Annotated in this window: 17 protein-coding genes and 1 tRNA gene; 8 read left to right on the top strand and 10 right to left on the bottom strand. The window is 62.5% G+C overall.

Annotation, left to right across the window (positions count from 1 at the left end; genetic code table 11):
- Window positions 1-17: 17 nt before the first annotated feature.
- The 3 genes from ACSQ3E_RS07330 to ACSQ3E_RS07320 form a co-directional block, all read right to left on the bottom strand.
- Entirely contained in the window at window positions 18-1022 is a 1005-nt protein-coding gene (locus ACSQ3E_RS07330; protein WP_436122182.1) for an asparaginase, read from the bottom strand.
- A gap of 71 nt (window positions 1023-1093) precedes the next feature.
- On the bottom strand, window positions 1094-1825 hold the full coding sequence (locus ACSQ3E_RS07325) for an SDR family NAD(P)-dependent oxidoreductase (RefSeq protein WP_310323244.1): 732 nt from the start codon (window positions 1823-1825) through the stop codon (window positions 1094-1096).
- Entirely contained in the window at window positions 1822-2985 is a 1164-nt protein-coding gene (locus ACSQ3E_RS07320; protein ID WP_436122181.1) for an acetyl-CoA acetyltransferase, read from the bottom strand. Before ACSQ3E_RS07320 ends, ACSQ3E_RS07325 begins: the two co-directional genes overlap by 4 nt.
- A 191-nt stretch (window positions 2986-3176) precedes the next feature.
- Here ACSQ3E_RS07320 and betI point away from each other — a divergent pair, with 191 nt between their 5' ends.
- Genes betI through betB form a run of 5 tightly spaced genes read left to right on the top strand, consistent with a single transcriptional unit; the run spans window position 3177 to window position 9454 of the window.
- Window positions 3177-3767, top strand: a complete 591-nt coding sequence (betI, locus tag ACSQ3E_RS07315) for a transcriptional regulator BetI (RefSeq protein ID WP_310323239.1) — start codon at window positions 3177-3179, stop codon at window positions 3765-3767.
- Entirely contained in the window at window positions 3764-5293 is a 1530-nt protein-coding gene (gene betC, locus ACSQ3E_RS07310) for a choline-sulfatase (protein WP_436122180.1), read from the top strand. Before betI ends, betC begins: the two co-directional genes overlap by 4 nt.
- The gene (locus tag ACSQ3E_RS07305; protein WP_436122179.1) at window positions 5293-6291 is read left to right on the top strand and encodes a threonine/serine dehydratase; all 999 of its coding nucleotides are present in this window, start codon (window positions 5293-5295) and stop codon (window positions 6289-6291) included. The genes betC and ACSQ3E_RS07305 overlap by 1 nt, the downstream gene beginning before the upstream one ends.
- Window positions 6284-7936 carry a choline dehydrogenase gene (gene betA, locus ACSQ3E_RS07300; RefSeq protein WP_436122178.1) on the top strand — a complete coding sequence of 551 codons (1653 nt, stop codon included), beginning with the start codon at window positions 6284-6286 and terminating at the stop codon, window positions 7934-7936. The genes ACSQ3E_RS07305 and betA overlap by 8 nt, the downstream gene beginning before the upstream one ends.
- A 54-nt stretch (window positions 7937-7990) precedes the next feature.
- A complete protein-coding gene (gene betB / locus ACSQ3E_RS07295; RefSeq protein ID WP_436122177.1) occupies window positions 7991-9454 on the top strand; it encodes a betaine-aldehyde dehydrogenase in 1464 nt (487 codons plus the stop codon).
- Window positions 9455-9513: 59 nt separating this feature from the next.
- On the opposite strand, the gene ACSQ3E_RS07290 is transcribed toward betB, so the two are convergent.
- Both ACSQ3E_RS07290 and ACSQ3E_RS07285 read right to left on the bottom strand, forming a co-directional pair.
- Window positions 9514-11754, bottom strand: coding sequence for a mannose-1-phosphate guanylyltransferase/mannose-6-phosphate isomerase (locus ACSQ3E_RS07290; protein WP_436122176.1), 2241 nt, complete (start codon window positions 11752-11754; stop codon window positions 9514-9516).
- An 11-nt stretch (window positions 11755-11765) separates the two neighbouring features.
- Window positions 11766-13286, bottom strand: coding sequence for a phosphomannomutase/phosphoglucomutase (locus tag ACSQ3E_RS07285; protein WP_436122175.1), 1521 nt, complete (start codon window positions 13284-13286; stop codon window positions 11766-11768).
- A gap of 201 nt (window positions 13287-13487) precedes the next feature.
- Here ACSQ3E_RS07285 and ACSQ3E_RS07280 point away from each other — a divergent pair.
- The 3 genes from ACSQ3E_RS07280 (at window position 13488) to ACSQ3E_RS07270 (ending at window position 16345) form a co-directional block, all read left to right on the top strand.
- Window positions 13488-13564, top strand: a tRNA-Pro gene (locus ACSQ3E_RS07280).
- A 558-nt stretch (window positions 13565-14122) separates the two neighbouring features.
- Window positions 14123-14584, top strand: coding sequence for a TadE/TadG family type IV pilus assembly protein (locus ACSQ3E_RS07275; protein WP_436122174.1), 462 nt, complete (start codon window positions 14123-14125; stop codon window positions 14582-14584).
- A 57-nt stretch (window positions 14585-14641) separates the two neighbouring features.
- A complete protein-coding gene (locus ACSQ3E_RS07270) occupies window positions 14642-16345 on the top strand; it encodes a pilus assembly protein TadG-related protein (protein WP_436122173.1) in 1704 nt (567 codons plus the stop codon).
- A 73-nt stretch (window positions 16346-16418) separates the two neighbouring features.
- Here the strand turns inward: ACSQ3E_RS07270 and ACSQ3E_RS07265 are convergent, their stop codons facing one another.
- The 5 genes from ACSQ3E_RS07265 to bglA form a co-directional block, all read right to left on the bottom strand.
- Window positions 16419-18035 carry an ABC transporter ATP-binding protein gene (locus ACSQ3E_RS07265; RefSeq protein ID WP_436122172.1) on the bottom strand — a complete coding sequence of 539 codons (1617 nt, stop codon included), beginning with the start codon at window positions 18033-18035 and terminating at the stop codon, window positions 16419-16421.
- Window position 18036: 1 nt separating this feature from the next.
- Window positions 18037-19155, bottom strand: coding sequence for an ABC transporter permease (locus tag ACSQ3E_RS07260; RefSeq protein ID WP_310323228.1), 1119 nt, complete (start codon window positions 19153-19155; stop codon window positions 18037-18039).
- Entirely contained in the window at window positions 19148-20071 is a 924-nt protein-coding gene (locus tag ACSQ3E_RS07255; protein ID WP_310323227.1) for an ABC transporter permease subunit, read from the bottom strand. Before ACSQ3E_RS07255 ends, ACSQ3E_RS07260 begins: the two co-directional genes overlap by 8 nt.
- 70 nt (window positions 20072-20141) lie before the next feature.
- Window positions 20142-21734 (bottom strand): peptide ABC transporter substrate-binding protein, encoded by a 1593-nt coding sequence (locus ACSQ3E_RS07250; RefSeq protein WP_436122171.1) that lies wholly within the window; start codon window positions 21732-21734, stop codon window positions 20142-20144.
- A 188-nt stretch (window positions 21735-21922) separates the two neighbouring features.
- On the bottom strand, window positions 21923-23560 hold the full coding sequence (gene bglA / locus ACSQ3E_RS07245; RefSeq protein WP_436122170.1) for a beta-galactosidase BglA: 1638 nt from the start codon (window positions 23558-23560) through the stop codon (window positions 21923-21925).

Here is a 23560-nt window from a genome sequence, read left to right as displayed (position 1 = left end):
ACCCGCTCATTGCGCCCTCAGCCGAATGCAGCGGTGGGCCGAAGCGACGCAACTTCGATGCCGTTCCAGTTCTTGAGCACAGGATTGGCAGCCTTTTTCATGCGACCCGACAGCACTTCATCACTTACCAAAAGCCTAGCGAGGACAGCCGCGATCATGACCTCGGCCGCCCTGCCCGCGCCGTCGTCGCATTTCAACGCGATTCCGAGCCCGAGTTCGGGCACGGCCGCGCAAAATACGCCCTCGGCGCCAACCTTGACGAAGATCCGTCCGGGTGCAGTCTGCATCAACTCCGTATCGGCCCTGTCGGTTCCAGCGACCAGAAAAGGTTCGGCCATGCAGGCCGACATCAATCGGCGCGCCGCCCCTGCCCGTTCGGTGCCGAGCCCATTGCCGGTGACCATGCGCGCAAAGCCCAAAGCAAGGTTTTGCAACGGCACGGCAAAAGTCGGGATCGAACAGCCGTCGATGCCGCGGTTGGCCTCGTTGTGCCGAGCCCCTGTAACCGCCTCCATCGTCTCCCGAACCATCTCCTGGAAACGATGCTCGGGCCTGACATAGCCCTGATGCGCGATGCCTAGATGGCGGCAGGTGCAGACGAAGGCGGAATGCTTGCCCGAGCAATTGTTGTGCAAAGCGCTTGGCGACGCGCCGCTGCGTGCGAGCGCGATCGTGGCAGCGTGGTTGGAGGGCCAGTGCGCCCCACATTCGAGCGCATCAGCCTCGAGGCCCGCCCTGGCGAGCATGGCGTTGGCGAGCTCGGCGTGCGCGACCTCGCCGGAATGCGAAGAGCAGGCCAGCGCCAGTTCACGATCGCCGAAGCCATACGCATCGGCCGTACCGCTTTCGACGAAAGGCAGCGCCTGGATCGCCTTGACCGCCGAGCGCGGGAAGACCTGTTGTTGCGTGTCGCCTGTGGCCCAGACCTGCTTGCCATCGCCGTCGACGACGACCACCGCACCGCGATGCACGCTTTCAACGAGGTCGCCGCGCAGCACCTCGACAAGAACCGGATTTGCCATTTTCAACGAGCCTTCATGCGCTTGCAGATGATTTTCCTGGGCATGCCGCCTGCCACGCTAGCAGTGCAGCATCATGCCCTGTCACCCGATAGCGCGGCGGCGAGGAATCCGCCATCCACCGCAAGTGTATGACCGTTGACATAACTCGCTTCCGGGGAGAGCAGGAACGCGACAGCGGCGGCTATCTCTTCGGGCTCGGCATAACGCCCCTGCGGCATCAGGCGTGGCGCAATCCCGCCGCCATTGCCATCTGCATCGATCTCTGTCGGCCCGGCGGCAACGGCATTGACACGAACGCCGCGATTGCCGACCTCAAGTGCCAGCACCTCGGCCATCAACTTCAGCCCGGCCTGCGAGGCAGCGACGGCAAGCCTGCCGCGATGCGCGCGCAGGCCAGCGACCGAGCCGACATTGACGATGGACAAGGAAGCCCCCATCCGCTCGAGCGCGGCATGGGCTGCGATGAACGGCCCGACCAGATTGATGTCGAGCGCTTCGCGCAACATCTCAGCGCTGGTATCCTCGGCACTTGCATAGCGGTCGAAGCCGGCCACCGCGACGAGTCCGCCGACGAGGCCGAGGCTGTCCACCACCTGGTCGAAAGCCTCGGCGACATTGTCCTCGTCGGTCGGATCGGCCTCGATGAAGACGACTTCGTCATTGTCGATGGCGTCCGCGGCAGCGGCAAGTGCCGCCGCATCGCCATCTATCATTGCCACCGGCCATCCATCAGCAACCAGGCGCTCGGCCACAGCAAGGCCGATGCCTGACGCACCGCCGATGACGACGGCCGAATGCCTCATCTGATGCGATCCAGGATCGACACGTAGTTGGCGACCGCGGCACCGCCCATGTTGAAGATGCCGCCGAGCTTGGCGTCCTTGACCTGGATGCCCCCAGCTTCGCCGGTCAGCTGCATCGCGGTCAGCACATGCATCGACACACCGGTAGCGCCGATGGGATGCCCCTTCGACTTGAGACCGCCTGAGGGATTCACCGGCAGGCGGCCATCCTTGGCAGTGATGCCCTCCATCGCGATACGGGCGCCTTCGCCGCGTGGCGCAAGCCCCATGGCCTCGTATTCGATCAGTTCGGCAATGGTGAAGCAGTCATGGGTCTCGACGAAGGACAGATCGTCGAGCGAAACGCCTGCCGACTTCAGCGCCTTGTTCCAGGCCACTTCGCAGCCTTCGAACTGCAGGATGTCGCGCTTCGACATCGGCAGGAAGTCCTGAACATGCTCGTTGGCGCGGAAAGCAACGGCGCGGCCCATTCGCAAAGCGGTGGTGCTGTCGGTCAGGACGAGTGCGGCAGCCCCATCCGAAACCAGCGAGCAGTCGGTGCGCTTCAGCGGTCCGGCGACGAACGGGTTCTTCTCGCTCTCCTGGCGGCAGAAGTCGAAGCCGAAATCCTTGCGCATCTGGGCATAGGGATTGTCGACGCCATTCTTGTGGTTCTTGGCGGCAATCATCGCCAAGGCGTCCGATTGGTCGCCATAACGCTGGAAATAGGCCTGGGCGATCTTGCCGAACACACCGGCGAAGCCTGCCGGGGTGTCGCCGTCCTCGGGCAGATAGGATGCCTTGAGCAGGTTCTTGCCGATTTCAGGCCCGGGCGTCGTCGTCATCTGCTCGGCGCCAACCACGAGCACGATTCGCGACCCGGTATTCACGGCGCGGATGCCCTGCCGCACCGCAGCCGAACCGGTGGCGCAGGCATTTTCGACACGTGTCGCCGGCTTGAAGCGCAGGCGGTCGTCGGCCTGCAGCACGAGGCTTGCGGTGAAATCCTGGGCGGAGAAGCCGGCATTGAAATGGCCGAGCACGATTTCGTCAACGTCGTCCGGCCCGATGCCGGCATGCTCGAGCGCGTCGCTCGCAACCTTGGTGATCAGGCTTTCCAGCGTTTCGCCTTCGAGTTTGCCGAAGCGCGAATGCGCCCAGCCCACGATGCATGCGGTCATCACTGCCTCCAATCGCAGGGCGCATGTTGCGCCATTTCAGGGGTGAATCCAACGTCCCTATTAAGTTCAATATTGAACAAATCTTGGACAGTTTCAATGTCGTTCAACGTCGGAAATGGGGTATTACGCGGCGGAGTTTTTATTGATTGATGAGTCAATTAAAAATAGTCTGAGCCTCGGAGGTTGGTACGATGCCCAAGGTCGGAATGGAGCCGCTACGCCGCAAGGCGCTGATCGACGCGACGATCTCTGCGATCGGCGAGCGCGGCACCCTCGACGTGACCATGTCAGAGATCGCGGGCCGTGCCGGCGTGTCGTCCGCGCTTGCCCACCACTATTTCGGCGCCAAGGACGAACTGCTCGCTGCCACCATGCGGTACCTTTTGTCCGAACTGCTGATCGATACGACCACGGCACTCCGCCATGCGGAGACAGCCCGCGCCCGTGTCTCGGCCGTCATCTCGGTCAACTTCTCCGACAAGCAGTTCCGATCGGAGACGATCGCCGCCTGGCTCGCCTTCTATGTCGAGGCGCAGAAGTCGCCGGCACTGCGTCGCCTGCTGCGCGTCTACGCCCATCGGCTGCATTCGAACCTGATGAGCGGCCTGACCCGCCTGCTGCCGCGCCCTGACGCCGAGCGCGTCGCCGAAGCGACAGCCGCGTTGATCGACGGGCTCTACATTCGCCGGGCGTTACGGGAGGGCATCCCCAATGCTGGCTCGGCCATCGCGCTGGTCGAGGATTACCTCGAGACCAAGCTTTCGCAGGCGAGCAAAGCATGACGACCACGCAGCCCAACATCCTCATCGTCATGGTCGACCAGTTGGCCGGGACGTTCTTTCCGGACGGTCCAGCCGACTTCCTGCACGCTCCGCATCTCAAGGCGCTGGCCGCACGCTCGGCCCGCTTCAAGAACAACTACACGGCGTCACCGCTCTGCGCGCCGGGCCGCGCTGCCTTCATGTCCGGGCAGCTGCCATCGCGCACAGGGGTCTATGACAACGCTGCCGAGTTCACCTCGTCGGTCCCAACCTTCGCGCATCACCTGCGGGCTGCCGGCTATCACACCGTATTGTCGGGCAAGATGCACTTCGTCGGGCCCGACCAGATGCATGGTTTCGAGGAGCGGCTGACGACTGACATCTATCCGGCCGATTTCGGCTGGACTCCCGACTATCGCAAGCCGGGCGAACGCATCGACTGGTGGTACCACAATCTCGGCTCGGTCACCGGCGCGGGTACAGCCGAGATCAGCAACCAGATGGAGTATGACGACGAGGTCGCCTTCCTGGCTGCCCAGAAGCTCTACGAGTTCGCCCGCGTCTCCGATCAGGACGCCCGCCGGCCCTGGTGCCTCACCGTCTCCTTCACCCACCCGCACGACCCCTATGTCGCGCGGCGGCAGTATTGGGACCTCTACGAGGACTGCCCTGCCCTTGACCCCGAAGTCGGCTTCATCCCGGCCGAACAGCAGGACCCGCATTCGCAGCGCCTGTATCTCGCCAGCGACTATGCCAGCTTCGACATCACGCCCGAGCAGGTGCGCCGCTCGCGCCGCGGCTACTTCGCCAACATCTCCTACATTGACGACAAGGTCGGCGAACTGCTGTCGGTGCTCGAGCGCACGCGCATGCTCGACGACACGGTCGTCCTGTTCTGTTCAGACCACGGCGACATGCTCGGCGAGCGTGGCCTGTGGTTCAAGATGTGCTTCTACGAAGGCTCGGCGCGCGTGCCCCTGATGGTCGCCGGCAAGAACCTGCCGGCGGGCCTGGTCGAGGCGCCGACCTCCAACCTCGACGTGCTGCCGACGCTGTGCGACCTCGCTGGCATCGACCTCTCTGATATCGCGCCTTGGACCGACGGGCAGTCGCTGCTGCCATTGGTGCGCGGTGAACAGCGCACCGCTCCGGTGCTCATGGAATACGCCGCCGAAGGCTCCTATGCGCCGCTTGTCGCCATCCGCGACGGCCGCCTTAAGTTCGTCCACTGCGAGATCGACCCGCCGCAACTGTTTGATCTGGAATCGGATCCCCGGGAGCTCCGCAACCTTGCCGCAGACCCCGCTCACGCGGACCTGGTCGCCAGCTTCATGGCGAAGCTCCGCGCCCGCTGGGACATGGCCGGCTTCGACGCCGCCGTGCGCGAGAGCCAGGCCCGCCGCTGGGTGATCTATCCTGCGCTGCGCAATGGCGCCTACTACCCGTGGGATTTCCAGCCGCTGCAGAAGGCGTCGGAACGCTACATGCGCAATCACATGGACCTCAACGTGCTCGAAGAGAGCAAACGTTTCCCGAGGGGTGAATGATGAGCACCGAAGTTCCAGGTCTCGAGCGGCTGCGCCAGGCCTATGCCGAGACATCGCAGGCGACCCAGCTCACGCCGCTGCTCGAATCCGCCGTCCTCGCCCGCGAGACCGGTGCAGCGCGTGTCTTCGTCAAGGCGGAGTCGCTGCAATGGTCCGGCTCGTTCAAGGCCCGTGGCGCCTACTGGCGGCTGAAGCAGCTTTCACCGGATCAAGCCAAACGTGGCGTGGTCGCGTTCTCCTCCGGCAATTTCGCCCAAGGCCTTGCCGCGGCCGGCCAGTCGCTCGGCATTCCCGTCACCATCGTCATGCCCATCGACGCGCCCGCCGCTAAGCGCGAGGCGACCAAGGGCTATGGCGCGCGTGTGGTCCTGACCGACCATGGCGACCGCGCCCGCGAAGAGGTAGCCGCCGCCAAGGCGCGCGAGATTTCCGAAACCGAAGGGCTGGTCCTGCTCCACCCGTTCGACGATCCCGAGATCGTCGCCGGCCAGGCCGGCGCCGGCCTCGAAGCACTCGACCAGCTGGCGGCCAAGGGCGTTACGGCCGACATCGTGCTCTGCCCGGTTGGTGGTGGCGGGCTCATCGGCGGCGTGTCGCTGGCTTTCCACCACATCTCACCATCGACGCAGATCTTTGCCGTCGAACCTGAAGGCTTCAACGGCCTGGGCGCATCACTCGCCAATGGCGCTCTCTCGGCCGTGCCGTTGGCGGAGAAATCGATCTGTGACGGCCTGATGGCGCGCCGGCCGGGCGAAGCGCCCTTTGCGGCCATCACGACCACCAATGTTCGCGCGCTGACCGTCGACGACGCATCCGTCCGCCGCGCGATGACCACGGCCTTCGAGCGGCTGAAGCTCGTGCTCGAGCCGTCGGGCGCCTCGTCGCTCGCGGCACTTCTGGGAGGAAAGGTCGACGTAGCCGGGAAGACCGTGCTCGTCGTCGCAACCGGCGGCAACGTCTCGCTCGCCGATTTTTTGGTTCATGTGAACAATGCTTGAAGCAGATTTCGTAATCGTCGGCTCCGGCTCCGCCGGCTCGGCCATGGCCTACCGCCTGTCGGAAGACGGCAAGCACTCCGTCATCGTCATTGAGTATGGCGGTACCGACTTCGGCCCGCTGATCCAGATGCCGTCGGCGCTGTCCATCCCGCTCAATATGAGCCGCTACGACTGGGGTTATTCCAGCGAGCCGGAACCGCATCTCGGCGGCCGCGTACTCGCCACCCCGCGCGGCAAAGTGCTCGGCGGCTCGTCCTCGATCAACGGCATGGTCTATGTCCGCGGTCATGCGCACGACTTCGACCATTGGGCCGAACAGGGTGCCACCGGCTGGGGCTATGCCGACGTGCTGCCCTACTTCAAGCGCATGGAACATTCGAACGGCGGCGAGGACGGCTGGCGCGGCACCTCGGGTCCGCTCAACGTGCAGCGTGGCCCGCGCAAGAACCCGCTCTACCAGGCCTTCGTCGATGCCGGCCGGCAGGCCGGTTTCGAGCTGACCGAAGACTATAACGGGTCCAAGCAGGAAGGCTTTGGCGCCATGGAGCAGACCATCCATGGCGGGCGCCGCTGGTCGGTCGCCAATGCCTATCTCAGGCCGGCGCTGAAACGCGGAAATGTTCGCGTCGTCAATGGCTTCGCCCGGCGCGTGGTGATCGAGAATCAACGTGCCGTCGGCGTCGAGATCGAAGCTCGCAAGAAGATTCAGGTCGTTAAGGCACGACGTGAGGTGATCGTCGCTGCCTCCTCGATCAATTCGCCGAAACTGTTGATGCTGTCGGGCATCGGCCCGGCCGAGCATCTGAAGAAGCACGGCATATCTGTGGTCGCCGACAGGCGCGGCGTCGGCCAGAACCTCCAGGACCACATGGAGCTCTATATCCAGCAGGAATCGACCCAGCCGATCACCCTGCACTCAGTCTTCAACCCGTTCTCCAAGGCGTTGATCGGCGCCGAGTGGCTGCTGTTCAAAACTGGTCTCGGCGCGACCAACCACTTCGAGGCCGCAGCCTTCGTGCGCTCAAAATCAGGCGTCGACTACCCCGACATCCAGTTCCACTTCCTGCCGGCAGCCGTTCGCTACGACGGCAAGGCGGCGGCGAAGTCGCACGGTTTCCAGGCCCATGTCGGCCCTATGCGGTCGAAGTCGCGCGGCGCGATCACCCTTCGCTCCAGCGATCCGTGGGACAAGCCGGAGATCCGCTTCAACTACATGTCGCATCCCGACGACTGGGAAGACTTTCGCCACTGCATCCGCCTCACTCGCGAGATCTTCGGTCAGTCCGCCTTCGATCCATTCCGCGGCAGTGAGATTTCGCCCGGCAGCCACGTGCAGTCCAACGAGCAGCTCGACGCCTTCATCCGCGAGCATTCCGAAAGTGCCTACCATCCCTGTGGCACGTGCCGCATGGGCCGGGCCGACGACCCGACCAGCGTTGTCGATCCGGAGTGCCGGGTGATTGGCGTCGACGGCCTGCGCGTCGCCGACTCCTCGATCTTCCCGCGCGTCACCAATGGCAACCTCAACGGCCCGTCGATCATGACTGGTGAAAAGGCGTCCGACCACATATTGGGGCGGACACCGCTCGCGCCGTCGAACCAGGAGCCGTGGATCAATCCGCGCTGGCAGGTCTCGGACAGATAGAGCATCATCCGGCCAAACTCGCCCGGACATCAAAAATACAACTGGAGCAAACGCATGCGCGCCCAGCCCAAAGCCTCGCACTATGTCAACGGCCGCTACATCGACGACGAGCGCGGTGCCCCGATCCCGGTTATCTATCCGGCAACAGGCGAGACCATCGCCGAGCTGCGGTCGGCGACGCCCAACATCGTCGAGCTGGCCGTCGAAGCGGCGCGCGAGGCGCAGCCGGTGTGGGGTCGCCTGAAGCCGGTCGAACGCGGCCGCATACTGCGCCGTGCTGCCGACATACTACGCGCCCGCAACGAGGAACTGTCGCGTATCGAGACGCTCGACACCGGCAAGGCGATCCAGGAGACGTTGGTCGCCGACGCAGCCTCTGCCGCCGACTGTCTTGAATACTTCGCCGGTGCGGTCGCTGCCTTCAACGGCGACTATGTCGATCTCGGCGGCCCCTTCGCCTACACCAAGCGCGAGGCACTCGGCGTCTGCGTCGGCATCGGAGCCTGGAACTATCCGATCCAGATCGCCGGCTGGAAGTCGGCCCCCGCACTCGCCATGGGCAACGCCATGGTGTTCAAGCCGTCCGAGAACACGCCCCTGTCGGCTCTTGCGCTGGCCGAGATCTACACCGAAGCCGGCCTGCCCGACGGATTGTTCAACGTCGTCCAGGGTTATGGCGATGTTGGCGCCGCACTCGCCGCGCATCCCGTGATCGACAAGATTTCGCTCACCGGCTCGGTGCCGACGGGCAAGAAGGTGCTGTCGCTCGCCGGCTCGCACATGAAGCACGCGACGATGGAACTCGGCGGCAAGTCGCCGATCATCGTCTTCGACGACGCCGATCTCGAAAACGCCGTTGGCGGCGCGATGCTCGGCAATTTCTACTCCACCGGCCAGGTCTGCTCCAACGGCACCCGCGTCTTCGTCCAGAAGGGGCTGCATGACCGCTTCGTCGAGCGGCTGGTCGAACGCACCAAGTCGATCCGCATCGGCGACCCGCTCGACCCTGAAACGCAGATGGGCCCGCTGGTCAGCAAGGCCCAGCACGACAAGGTCCTGGATTACATCGCCGTCGGCCAGCGCGAAGGCGCCGAACTGCGCTGCGGTGGCGGCACGCCGTCGCTGCAGGGTTTCGAGGGTGGCAACTTCGTCGAGCCGACCGTGTTCACCGGTGTCACCGACAACATGCGCATCGCCCGCGAGGAAATCTTCGGCCCCGTCATGAGCGTACTGTCCTTCCACAGCGAAGAAGAAGTAATCGCCCGCGCCAACGACACCGAGTTCGGCCTCGCCGCCGGCGTGTTCACCAAGGACATTGCGCGTGGTCATCGCGTCATCGGTGAGCTCAAGGCCGGCACCTGCTGGATCAACGCCTACAATCTGACGCCGGTCGAAATCCCCTTCGGCGGCGCCAAGCAGTCGGGCATCGGCCGCGAAAACTCGCTCGCCGCCCTTTCGCACTACTCGCAGCTCAAGACGATCTATGTCGAGACCGGCGACGTCGCGAGCCCGTACTGAGCGGCATCGTCTGGAAAGCAAAAGCCGGCCAATTGGCCGGCTTTTTTGTTGGTTCGAAGTTAGTGCGCGACGTCCTCTGTCTTGTCGAGATACTGCGTCAGTGCCGTCACCAGATGGTAGAAGATGCTAGCCGGCACTTCCTTGGCCAGCGAGCGGCCGCGCTCGTCGATCTGGTCGATCCACAGTCCTTGCGGCGCGGGGTCGATGTGCCAGCGGAACAGGCGTCCGACACGTGCCTCGATCTCGGGCTTGAGATCGGGGCCGCCGGTACCGTCGAGCGCGACAGCCGCCTTGATCGCTTCGGTCTGCGGCCAGCTGCGCGAGATGTTGTCGAGCGGCAGGCCCTGCCGCGACACCGCGCCATAAGCCAGCCCCGTTGCGCGGTTGAGACCGTTGGCGACCGCCGAGGCATAGAGCTTGCGGCCGAAGGCAACGAGGTCCTTCTGGCCGCTCTTGTCGGCGAAATCGACCAGCAGCGAGGCCCATTCAAAATGATGGCCGGGCTCGGTCCACTGGCCCTTTTCGCCTGGCGCGGGATGCCAGTCGCGGTCGAAGAACTCGCCCAGCGTCCAGCTGTCGACCTCGAAGAAGTGGCTGCGGAACAGGTCGATGATGCGCGCGGCCCGCCTGAGATAAGCGCGATCGCCCGTCACCGCATGCCAGGCGAGGAACGCCTCCAGCAGATGCATGTGCGGGTTGGATCGCCGCACGCCCTCGCCGTCGGGGCTCTCCATGAAGCCCGTCATGCGCTCATCCTCGAGGTGCTTGTCGAGGAAGGCGAATGTTTCGGTGGCAAGGCCCAGCGCCTCGGCGTTGCCCGAGCGATGGGCATGGGCCAGCGCCAAAAGCACGCAGGCATGGTCGTAAGCGTCTTCGATCGGGTCTAGCACGCTGCCATCAGGGTTGAGCGTCCGCACCCAGCCGCCGCGTTCGGTACGGCCCTTGTCCGCCATGAAGCGTATGCCGTGGTCGATAAGCTGATCGGCCCTGCCGCCCCAGCCGCGCTGCTTGGCGACCGCGAAGGCGTAAACCTGCCGCGCCATGGTGCGCATGCGTTTGGGCTTGGCCAAAGGCCGCGCGTCGAAGCCGAGCGCCTCGTAGAAGCCGCCAAACTGCTCATCGACGCCGACAGTTGACCACAACGGCAGCGTCTCTTCCATCAGCCAATGCTGCACCCGTCGGCGCCAGGCGCCGTTGGCGATCACACGACCATGCGCCGGCGTGAATTTGGTCTCCAGCCGCCCGCTCTTTTCAAGCTGCTCAACGATCTTCTTGACGTTCTGGCTGTGACTGACGGGCGCCACGAATGTCGCGTCGGAAGTCGAGACGATGGCGACGTCCTTAAGGCCGATTGCCGAGAGCAGACGTCCTTCGCCGCGCAAGTAGGAGTTCTCGCAGTCGATGGCGACGACGTCGCCAACAATGACATTACCGTCCTTGTCAGAGGGGCTGACGTCGAGCAGCGACTGCCACGACCCCAGATCGTTCCAGCGGAAGCTCGCCGGCACCATGGCGATGCCGCTGACGCGTTCCATGATGGCATAGTCGATCGAGTTGGACGGAATAGCCTGATAGGCGTCCAGCGACATGTACACGCCGGAGAGGTCGCTGGTGGCAGCCTTGAACGCGGCTTCGGCCTTCTGCCAGATTTCCGGCTGGTGCTTGAGGAAGGCGTCGCGCATGGCGCTCGCCTTGAACAGGAAGATGCCGGCGTTCCAGAAGAAGTTGCCAGCGGCGAGATACGTTTCGGCGGTCGCCAAGTCAGGCTTTTCGACAAAACGGGTGACGTCCGCGACGTCGCCGGCTTCGCCACCAACCTCGATGTAGCCGTAGCCGGTCTCCGGTGTCGCCGGCTTGATGCCAAAGACGACAAGGCGCCCGGCATTGGCCGCAGGGACGCCACGCTCGACCGTGTCCCAGAACTGACGCTGCGTCGAAATCTCATGGTCTGAGGGCACCACCAGCACGATGCCGTCGCCATAGGCCTTGATGGTCTGCAACGCGGCGATTGCCACGGCTGCCGCCGTGTTGCGGCCCGTCGGCTCGAAGATCGCGCCGCCGCCGGCAAGATCGATCGCCGCGAGATCGGCCCGCACCCGTTCGGCATGGCGCTCCGATGCGATCAGATAGATCGGGGTTTCACCGTCGTCGCGCGCAGCAAGCCGCTTCAGCGTCTTGACGAGCATCGAGCCGTCGCCCGACAGATCGTGGAACTGCTTGGGGTTGTCCTCGCGCGACAGCGGCCAGAGACGGGAGCCGACGCCTCCGCTCATCACAAAACTGACGATCCTCTCGGCCATGCCCACTCCCCTCAGAAGGTCTGGTTGTAGGCGCCGACGGACGGATTGCGCCTCAGCACAGCGTCAACCGCCTCGAACATCTCGCGCCGGCGCTCCGACGATACCGGGCTTTCCACCACCACGACCAGTTCCGGCTTGTTGGAGGACGCGCGAACGAGCCCCCAGGTGCCATCCTCGGCAACGACACGCACGCCGTTGACGGTCACCAGGTCAACGATCTTCTGGCCGGCGAAGATTTCGCCATCGCGCTTCATTGCCTCGAAATCTGCGACGACCTTGTCGACGACGCCATATTTCAACTCGTCGTCGCAATGTGGCGACATGGTCGGCGTGCCGTAAGTCAGCGGCAGGTCGCGGTAGAGATCCGCCATCGACTTACCGGGGCTGCGGTCGAGCATCTGGCAAACGGCAATCGCCGTGACGATACCATCGTCATAGCCGCGCCCGATCGGCGGGTTGAAGAAGAAGTGGCCCGACTTTTCAAAGCCGGCGATCGCGCTCAGTTCGGCGACGCGCCGCTTGAGATAGGAGTGACCTGTTTTCCAGTAGTCGGTCTTCGCGCCGTTGGCGGCCAGCACCTTGTCGGTGTTGAACAGGCCCGTCGACTTCACGTCAACGACAAAGGTCGAGTTGGGATAGAGCGCCGAGATATCGCGCGCCAACATCACGCCGACCTTGTCGGCGAAGATCTCGTTGCCCTCGTTGTCAACCACACCGCAACGGTCACCGTCGCCGTCGAAGCCGAGCCCGACATCGGCGCCTGTTTCCAGCACCTTGTCCCTGATCGCATGCAGCATCTGCATGTCCTCAGGGTTGGGGTTGTAACGCGGGAACGAATGGTCGAGCTCGATGTCGAGCGGGATGACCTCGCAGCCGATGCGCTCCAGCGCTTCCGGCGCAAAGGCCCCCGCCGTGCCGTTGCCGCAGGCGGCGACGACGCGCAGCTTGCGCGTGATGCGTTTGCCAGTAACGAGGTCATCGATGTAGATCTTGCGGAAATTGGGCACGAATTCGTAGGTGCCGCTGCCGATCAGGTCGAAATCGCCGTTGAGCACGACCTCCTTCAGCGCCGACATTTCGTCCGGCCCGAAGGTCAGCGGCCGCTGCGCGCCCATCTTGACGCCGGTCCAGCCGTTTTCGTTATGCGAGGCGGTGACCATGGCCACCGACGGTGTGTCGAGCGCGAACTGGGCGAAGTAAGCCATCGGCGAAAGCGCGAGGCCGATGTCCTTGACGCGGGCACCCGCCGCCAGAAGCCCCGACACAAGCGCCAGCTTGATCGACATCGAGTAGGAGCGGAAATCGTGGCCGACGACAATGTCGGGGCCTGCGCCGAGACGCCGGATCAACGTACCGATGCCCATGCCCAGCGCCTGGACGCCGATCAGGTTGAGTTCCGGCTCCTTGGCCGAACTCGGATGGCCGAACCACCAGCGCGCGTCGTATTCGCGAAAACCGGTCGGTTTAACCAGTGGGAGCGTCTCGAATTCGAACGTGTTGGGAGATGCTTGGGCGACTGGCTTGAAATTCACGTCTGCACTCCGGCGCCATGGCTGCGCATAGATTCTGTTCGGGATCGAATACCGCAAGATCGGGGCACTGTCCCCTCCCGCCACGGCAGCAAAAAGGCTTAAAAGCACAACAAGATTACTCACTTGCGAAAAATTGCGCCAGTCGAACCTTTGGCGCTTGCAGGAACCCGAACCGGCGGCTATAAGCCCGCCCACTGGTCACGGAGTGTAGCGCAGCCTGGTAGCGCACATCGTTCGGGACGATGGGGTCGCAGGTTCGAATCCTGCCACTCCGACCAGAAAAATCCCGAAATCCCAACTCCTTAAGCCGAAGCGCCAGAGACTGGCTTCTTTGCCCGCTTGCAACTTTTGTCAGCACCGCGCCAGAATTCTCGACTGACGCTGGCAAGATTTCCGAGATTGGCGCGTACTATTCGCAAGACGGCAATCAAGAGTTGCGCACTACCTGCCGCAAGAAGATGTGCGCTCGTCATCTACGCATTCTATCTAACAATGCACGCCATACCTCATACAAGTTGCTGATTGTTTTAAGCAGATTTTAGTATCGGCGTTGAACCATTCTTGATCATCCGCCACCGCGAAGCGCCATATTAGCAAATCGATAATCTTCTGCGCCCACTCTGCCCTTGATCTTTCTTATCTCTGATCATCGAGGCCGAAGATCTTGGCAAAAGCCAAACAGGTGGCATATGACTGGGCATAATTACTTTGTGTACAAACAATATTTCCGGGAGCTCCCGACTCTAGCGACAAGCAGGACGTCTGGGGCATGGCGCTTGTGCCGACGCTGCAAGCTCGGAGCAGACGGTTCCAGGCCATTTACCGAACGAATTGGCTTGGGCAGATGGCAAAGGAACCTGCTTCGAGGACGACCGCCTGATACAAGCAGCTTCCTTCAGTCGAAATCCGGTACTTCGGCAATAGAGTTTGCAATTGTCGCACCGGTCTTCATCCTTCTTGTGTTCGGGATGATTGCTTACGGCATTTACTTCGGCGCCCTGCATTCCGTCCAGCAGATGGCAGCCGACGCAGCCCGAACCGCCATTGGCGGGCTCAACGAAGCCGAGCGCAAGACGCTCGCGCAGAGATATCTCGATCTCAACGCTGACGGTTACGTCCTCATCGACAAGAGCAAGTTGACCATCGACGTCAAAGACAATGTCAATGACAGCGAACAGTTCGTTGTTTCGTTGAGCTACGACGCGCGCCAGCTTCCGATCTGGAATCTGCTGCCAATGCTCCCAATGCCGGAACAGACGATCAAACGCAGTTCGACTATTCGGGTGGGGGGCATCTGAATGTTTGCAGCAATTCTCAAGAGATTGGTTGAGTTCCGTCGTTCCCGAAAAGGCAACATGGCCACCATGTTTGCCCTGTCGCTGCCGATCGGCCTGGCCGCGGCGGCTCTGGCGGTCGACGAAGGCTCGCTTTATGTCGAGCGCCGCGAAGCCCAGTCGGTCACCGATCTGGCCGCGATCTATGCCGCAGCCAACATCGCCAAGGCCGATGCCGCGGTATTGAAGGTGTTCAACAACAATCAGCAGACGAAAGTCGTCCTGGTTGACGGCTCCACCCCTCAAACGCTCGCAGTCGGCTATCAGCGTGTGCTTGTCGAAAAAGGCCGCTATGCGGCCGACCCCACTGTCGCGGCCGCCACGCGCTTTGTCGTCGGCGCGACGCCGCCCAATGCCGTGCGCGTCACCTACTCGAAGGACGGCACGACCTATTTCGCCAACGCGTTGATGGGCGACCGGAAGATCGTCACAACCGCGGTCGCCACGGCGCCGGCTGAAGCTGCCTTCTCCGTAGGATCCAGGCTTGCCAGCCTCAATGGCGGCCTCCTCAACGGTGTCCTCGGCGGCCTGCTTGGCACGACCCTTTCGCTGAACGTGATGGACTACAATGCGCTGCTGGGCGTCGACGTCAACGCGCTGCAGTTCATCGACGCCCTGAAGACCGGGCTGAACCTGACGGCTGGCACCTACAGCGAGGTTCTCGAGGCCGAGGCGACCGTCGGGCAGATCCTGTCGGCCCTGGCAACGGTCAACAAGGACAGGGACGCCGACATCGCTCTGAACAAGCTCCTGGGTTCTCATATCCCGGGTTCGCTCAAGGTGCCGCTGAAGAACTACATCGACCTCGGCGCCATTGGCAAACTGGCGACAGGCCGCGGCGCCGCCGGGCTGGATGCCAATGTCGGCATCATGGAACTGCTGAGCGCTGCGGCCGCAATCGCCAACGGCAAGAACCAGGTCGCCGTCGACCTCGGTGCCGGTGTGCCAGGCCTGCTCGGTGTCAAGCTGAACGTTGCCATCGGCGAACCGCCGCAAGGGTACAGCTGGTTTGCGGTGGGCGAGCCGGGCAAGATCGTGCGCACGGCGCAGACAAGGCTGCAACTCGTCGTCACCGTCGGCGGCGCTGGTGGGCTGGTCGACAGCGTGTTGGGTGGATCGGTGCGGGTGCCGCTCTATGTCGAGCTGGCATATGCCGAGGCCCAGCTCAAAAGCGTCTCCTGCCCCACCGGCAAGCCGGCAAGCGCAATCGTCACCGTTGCTGCCCAGCCGGGCGTCGCGGAAATCTGGCTCGGAGACATCGACCCGGCGGAACTCAAGGTTTTCACAAAGAGACCGGTTATACAGCCAGCGCAGCTGGTAAAACTCAACCCGGTCGGCCTCAACGTGCTGACTGTCGACGTCAAGGGTGCCGCCAATGTGCGGATCGGCAACATGACGCCATCTACCCTTACCTTCAACAAGAGCGACATCGACGCGCGCAGGATCAAGTCGGTTTCGACCCGCAACCTGACGCAATCGCTGACAGCCTCGCTGCTGAGCGGGCTGACGCTGGACATCGAGCTCAAGGTGCTGGGTCTTGGCCTCGGGCTGTTCGTGCCGACAGACGCCGCAGTTAAGACCGCCATCATCGGGTTGCTGTCAGGCGTGACGGCGCCTATCGACGGCCTGCTGTACAACGTCCTGTCGCTGGTGGGCGTAAAGATCGGCGAAGCCGACGTCCGGGTCCACGGCGTAAACTGTGGCCGTTCGGTTCTCGTGCTCTAAACGCGAACAGGCCCAGAGACATCGATCTCCGGGCCTGTCGTCATTTTTCAGCAAATAGTCGAGATAAGCGCCGTCAGGCCGACTGGCGGAACTTGGTCTCGTCGATCGCCGCCGCCATCAACGTCTTGGTGTAGGCTTCGCGGGGCGCACCGAAGATCTCTTCCGTCGGCCCCTCCTCGACGATCTTTCCCTGCTTCATCACGATGATGTAGTCCGACATGGCGCGCACCACCGCCAGATCGTGACTGATGAACAGGTAGGACAGGTCGTGGTCGGCCTGCAGCTTGCGCAACAGTTCGACGATCTGCTTCTGCACCGACCGGTCGAGCGCCGAGGTCGGCTCGTCGAGCACGACGACCTTTGGCTTGAGGATCATTGCCCGCGCGATTGCGATGCGCTGGCGCTGGCCGCCGGAGAACTCATGCGGATAGCGGTTGCGTGTCTCGGGCGACAGCCCGACCTCGCGCAGAGCCTCCACCGCCCGATTGTCACGTTCCTTTGACGACAGCGACGGCTCGTGGACCAGCAGTCCTTCGGTGATGATCTGGCCCACCGTCATGCGCGGCGACAAGGAGCCAAAAGGATCCTGGAACACCAGCTGAAGCTCCCGACGCAGCGGGCGCATCTCGGCGCGATCGGCCTTTGACAGGTCCTTGTCGCCAAAGCGGATCACACCCTGGCTGGGCAGCAGCCTGAGCAAGGCGCGGCCCAGCGTCGACTTACCCGATCCGGATTCGCCGACAATGCCGATCGTCTGGCGTTGCTTGAGCATTATCGAGATGCGATCGACCGCCCGAAGCAGCATCGGCGGGCCGGCAAGGAAGCCGCCACCAATCTTGAACTCCACCTCTACATTGCGGCCTTCCAGCAAGATCGGCGCCTTGTCGGCAGGTGGCGACTTGCGACCGGTCGGCTCGGCCGCCAGCAGCATCTTGGTGTAGTCGTGCTGCGGGTTGGCGAACAGTTCGTCGGCCTTGCCCTCCTCCACCACCTCGCCATAGCGCATGACATAGACACGGTCGGCAAAGCGCCGAACAATGCCGAGGTCATGGGTGATGAAGACGATCGCCATGCCGAGCTTGCGCTGCAGTTCGGCAAGCAGCATCAGGATCTGCGCCTGGATCGTCACGTCGAGTGCTGTGGTCGGCTCGTCGGCGATCAGGATGTCGGGGTCGTTGGCAAGCGCCATGGCGATCATCACGCGCTGGCGCTGGCCGCCCGACATTTCGTGCGGGTATGATTTCAGGCGACGCTCTGGATCAGGGATCTTGACCAGTTCGAGCAGCCTCAGTGCTTCGGCGCGCGCCTCCGCACCACTCAACCCGCGATGCTTGCGGATCGGTTCCATCAGCTGGTTGCCGATGGTGTAGAGCGGATCGAGCGAGGTCATCGGCTCCTGGAAGATCATGCTGATCTTGCGGCCACGGACCTTGTTGAGTTCCGATTTGCCGAGTGTCAGCAGGTTCTTGCCACGATAGTCGACAGCGCCGGTGGCCTCGCCGTTGGATGCCAGCAGGCTCATCGCCGCCATCATCGTCTGGCTCTTGCCGGAGCCGGATTCACCGACCACGGCAACAGTCTCGCCGGCGTCGACGTGAAGGTGGATGCCCTTCACCGCTTCCACAACGCCGTCGAGCGTGCGGAAGCGGACGCGCAGGTCCTTGACCGAAAGGATTGTTTCTCCAGCCATCTCACCTGTCCTTCGGATCGAGAGCGTCACGCAGGCCGTCGCCGATGAAATTCAGCGCGAACAGCGTCGAGACCAGGAAGAAGGCTGGGAACAAAAGCAGCCAGTTGGCAGTACCGATGTTCTTGGCACCCACTGAGATCAGCACGCCCCAGCTCGTCATCGGCTCCTGCACGCCAAGCCCCAGGAACGAAAGGAAGCTCTCGAGGATGATGACCTGCGGTACCAGCAGGGTCATGTAGATGACCACCGGCCCGAGCAGGTTGGGGATGACGTGACGCTGCACGATGCCACGCGAGCGGACGCCGAGCGCTTCGGCTGCCTGCACATACTCCTGCCTACGGATCGACAAGGCCTGGCCACGCACGATGCGCGCCATGTCGAGCCACAGCACCGCCCCCACCGCTAAGAACATCAACACGAAGTTTCGTCCGAAGAAGACGACCAGCATGATGACGAAGAAGATGAAGGGAAGCGAATAGAGCACATCGACGATGCGCATCATCACCTCGTCGGTCTTGCCGCCCATGAAGCCTGCGGTGGCGCCATAGACGACCCCGATGACCACGGCGACGATGCCAGCAAGAAGGCCGATCGCCAGCGAGATGCGGCCCGCCATCAGCGTTCGCGACAGCAGGTCGCGGCCGGTGTTGTCGGTGCCGAAGAGGAAGTACTGCTGCTTGATCGTGGCGCTCATCACTGCTGTTAGCCCGTCGGCGGACGTGCTCTCGAGCTTGCCGTTGTCGAACGTGTCGGAACGGTCGAGGTAGCGGATGTTGCGTTCGTCGAGCGGCTTGGCCGACGTCACCGTAATGAACACCCGTTCGCCTTCCTGACGCCATTCCTTGACGTCAACCCGCATACGCTTGACGGCGTCTGTCATGGCGGTTTCGATCATCTCCGGCTTTGGATAGGCCGAGAGACTTGGCGGCGTCCTGACATAGTCGGCATAGATCGTCGTGTACTGATGCGGCACGAAGAACGGTCCGACGATGCAGACGGTCGCCATGCCGATCAGGTAAAAGAGGCTGAACATCGCAGCCTTGTTGGCCTTGAGGCGTGCCCAGGCATCACCCCAGAGCGATCTGCCGACGACAGGCGCGGTCATGGCTGTATCAGTCATAGCGCACCCTCGGATCGAAGAAGGCATAGAGAATGTCGACGATCAGGTTGAATGCGATTGTAAACATCGCAATCACCACCACGGTGCCCATCACCAGCGTGTAGTCGCGGTTGAGCGCGGCATCGACGAAGTAGCGGCCAATTCCGGGGATAGCGAAAATGGTCTCCACGATGATCGAACCGGTGAGCAACGCCGCCGCTGCCGGGCCCGCATAAGACACGATGGGCAGGACAGCGCCTCTCAGCGCATGCTTGACCACCACCGACCAGTCGGAAAGGCCAAGCGCACGCGCCGTTCTGATATGATTGGAGCGCAGGGACTCGATCATCGAACCACGCATCAGGCGCGCCACGATGGCGATCTGTGGCAGCGACAGCGTCAGGATCGGGCCGATCTTGTTGATCCAAGCACCGTCCCCCCAGCCGCCGATCGGCAGCAGCTTCCAGGTCAGGCCAAACAGAAGCTGGATGACGGGGGCGATGACGAAGGTCGGGATCGTGCTGCCAGCAGTGGCAAGTGCGATGACCGAATAGTCGCCAAGCTTGTTCTGGTTGAGTGCTGCGACGATACCAAGCACCGTGCCGACGGCAAGCGCCAGGACCAGAGCCGACAGGCCAAGCTGGACCGAGATCGGCAGGCCGTTGGCGAACAGCTCGGTGACGGTGAAGTCGGGCAGGTTGTAGCTGGGCCCGAAATTACCGTGCAGCAGGTTCTTGAGATAGTTGACGTATTGAAGCCAGATCGGATCGCTGAGACCGAATTGCGCTTCGAGGTTGGCCTTGATCTCGGGACTGAGACCGCGCTCCTGATTGAATGGGCCGCCGGGGGCGACGCGGATCAGGAAGAAGGCCAGCGTGACGATGACGAACATCGTCGGGATGGCGGTCAGAAGCCGCCTGAATACATAGAGAAACATAGCTACCACGCCTTCGCAGGTTAGCCGGGACCGCCGCCCCCTTTTTCAGGGGGCAGCGGCAGAGCCGGGACTAGTCCTTGCTGACGAAGCGCGAAGGATGAACGTCCATGACGTTCTCGTCGAAGCCCTTGATCTTCGGCGAAACGAGGTTCTTGTAGCTATAGTAGAGCAGCGGGATCTGGCCGACTTCGTCGATCAGGATGCGTTCTGCTTCTTCGAGGTCCTTGAGGCGGAGCTCCGGCTTGCCGCCATCGGCAGCAGCCTTGTTCATGGCCTCTTCAAACTTCGGGTTGTTGAAGTTCGAGTAGTTGTTGCCGGAAGCCTTACGCGAAATGCCGAGGAAGCTTTCCGGATCCTTGTAGTCGGCGATCCAGCCAGCGCGAGCGACGTCGAAGTCACCCTTCTGCTCCAGGTGGCCGTAGTGGGTCTTGGTGTCGGTGTTGAGCAGGGTCACCTCGATGCCGAGCGGCTTGAGCTGTTCCTGGATGGCAACCGCGGTGTTCTTGTGGTTCTCCGACGTGTTGTAGCGGATTTCCATCTTCAGCGGCTTGTCGGGACCGTAGCCGAGCTTTTCGAGAACCTTCTTGGCCTCGTCCTCACGGTCGATCTGCGACATCTCGGCGAACTTGGCCAGCGACGACTTGTAGCCGTCGATACCCGGAGGAACCATCGAATAGCCGGGCAGCATAGAATTCTGCCAGACCTTCTCGGCGAGGAAGTCGCGGTCGATTGCCATCGAGACTGCGTTGCGCAGCTCGACATTGTCCCACGGTGCCTTGTCCGTCTTGATCGCGTAATAATAGGTGCCGAGATAGGCGCCGATACGCAGCTGTTCGCCGAACTTGGCCTTCAGGTCAGCCATCTGCTCGGTCGGGATGTCGTCGTTGGAGTCGAGTTCGCCGGCCTCGAAGCGCTTGATGGCGGTCGAGCGGTCTTCCGTCGGGAAGTAGTTGACGGCGTCGAGCTTCACATTGGCGGCGTCATGGAACTTCGGGTTCTTGAGCAGCTTGATGTGATCGTTCGGGACGAACTCAGCCAGCGTGAACGCGCCGTTGGAAACCAGGTTGCCCGGCTTGATCCAGTCGGCGCCGAGCTTGTCGATGGCAGCCTTGTTCACCGGATAGGTGGACTGGTGCGTCAGCATCTCGAGGAAGTAAGGGGTCGGCGACTTCAGGGTCACTTCGAAGGTGTTGGCATCGACTGCCTTGACGCCGAGTTCTTCGGGCTTGGCCTTGCCGGTGTTCACTTCTTCGGCGTTCTTCACGACGTAGAGCATCGAGGCATACTCAGCGGCGGTTGCCGGATCCTCGAGGCGACGGAAGGAGTAGACGAAATCGTCAGCGGTAACCGGGCTGCCATCCGACCAGGTGCCGCCCTGGCGGAGCTTGAAGGTGTAGACGGTGCCGTCATCCGAAACGGTCCAGCTCTCGGCTGCACCCGGAATGACTTCGGCATTCTGGTCCTGCATCACCAGACCTTCGAACAGGTCGCGCAGGATGTGAGCTTCGTAGACGGTCGATGTCTTGTGCGGATCAAGCGATTCCGGATCGGCCGAATTGCCGCGATTAAAGACGACCTCCGCAAAGGCCGGAACGGACAACGCTCCAGCAGACAGCGCAAGCGTCGTAGCGAACACTGTCGCTTTCAGCATGTTCTTCAGCATGTGTACTTCTCCCAAATAGGCGTGTTCCCCGTAAACACGGCCTCGCCTGGTTAGCGCCCGAATGCCGGATTTTTCCGGTTTCGTTGAGCGAGCCGGCAGCTCCCTACCGCCAGCGGTGGCTGACACTAGACACGACAATTTTTATTTTCAACACGACTCGTGCTCACCTAAAGTCAACTTGAGCGAGTTCAAACAAAGCGCCCGATAAAGTAATCGAGCGGGGCCAAGGTGATACGGTCTTTTTCGCGTTCACCTAAAGCCCCGGGAAACTGGACTGGGCTCAGGCCACCAAGCCTTGCCGGAACTGGCAATGACGCCGCTTTTTCGGAAAAGTTGAAGACGCAGAGCATCCGTTCGGCCCCCTCCTCACGCACGAAAGCGAGCACTTCGCCTTCGGTTTCCAGCAACGTAATCGAGCCGTGGATAAGTGCCGGAAGCGTCCTTCGGGCCGCAAGAACCGCTCTGTAACGACACAGAACTGATTCCGCATCGCGCTGCTGGCGGTCGACCGCGAGCGCACGATGGGCAGCCGAAATCGGCAGCCAGGGTTTGCCATCCGAGAAACCGCCCTGCTCTGCCTGGGCCTCCCAAACCATCGGCGTACGGCATCCGTCGCGGCCTTTGTAGCCCGGCCAAAAGCGGATGCCGTAGGGATCGCGGAGGTCTTCGAAGGCGATCTCCGCCTCCTCCAGGCCAAGCTCCTCGCCCTGGTAGATGCAGATCGAGCCACGCAGGCAGGCAAGCAAGGCAATCGAGAACTTGGCGACAGCCTCAGGGTCGCAGCCGGGCCTCGTCCAGCGCGTCACATGGCGGATCACGTCGTGGTTGGAGAATGCCCAGCAGACCCAGCCATCGGTCACCGCCGCCTCGAAATCGGCAATGCATTTGTGGACGTGAGCGGCGGAGAATTTCGGGCCAAGCAGGTCGAATGTGTAGCACATGTGCAGCTTGTCGCCGCCCGACGTGTAGGCCGCCACCGTCTGCAGCGACCGCTCGCCATCGCCGACCTCGCCCACCGAACCGCGATTGCCATATTCGTCGAGCAGCGCGCGAAACCGCTCGAGGAAGGCGATGTTTTCCGGCCGCGTCTTGTCGAACAGATGGTCCTGGTATTCGTAGGGGTTGGCTTCCTCGTTCTCGCCGGCAACGCTCTTCGCCAACGGCGGATTGTCGCGCAGCCACTTGTCGTGGACGTAGAAATTCACCGTATCGAGCCGGAAGCCATCGACGCCGCGATCGAGCCAGAAGCGCACCGTTTCCAGAAGCGCGTCCTGCACTTCGGGATTGTGGAAATTGAGATCGGGCTGCGAGGCGAGGAAGTTGTGCTGATAATACTGCTTGCGCGTCGAATCCCACTCCCAGCCCGGACCGCCGAAGATCGACAGCCAGTTGTTCGGCGCGGTGCCATCTGGCTTGGGCTGCGCCCAGACATACCAATCGGCCTTGGGATTGTCGCGGCTGGACCGGCTTTCGACAAACCAGGGATGCTTGTCGGAGGAATGCGACAGCACCTGGTCGATGATGATCTTTAGCCCGAGGCGGTGCGCCTCTGATATCATCGCATCGAAGTCGGCAAGCGTGCCGAACATCGGATCGACGGCGCAGTAGTCCGACACGTCGTAGCCCATGTCGGCCATAGGCGACTTGAAGAAGGGCGACAGCCAGACCGCGTCCACACCCAGCGAAGCAATATGCGGCAGGCGCCTGGTGATGCCGGCAAGATCGCCGCTACCATCACCGGTGCTGTCCTGGAACGAGCGCGGATAGACCTGGTAGATGACGCAGCCGCGCCACCAGTCGGCACCAGATCCGGCTTGCTGCGTCAT

Source organism: Aminobacter sp. LjRoot7 (assembly GCF_964252895.1).
Classification (GTDB): Bacteria; Pseudomonadota; Alphaproteobacteria; order Rhizobiales; family Rhizobiaceae; genus Aminobacter; species Aminobacter aminovorans_B.
This window is presented reverse-complemented; position numbering and strand designations above follow the sequence as displayed.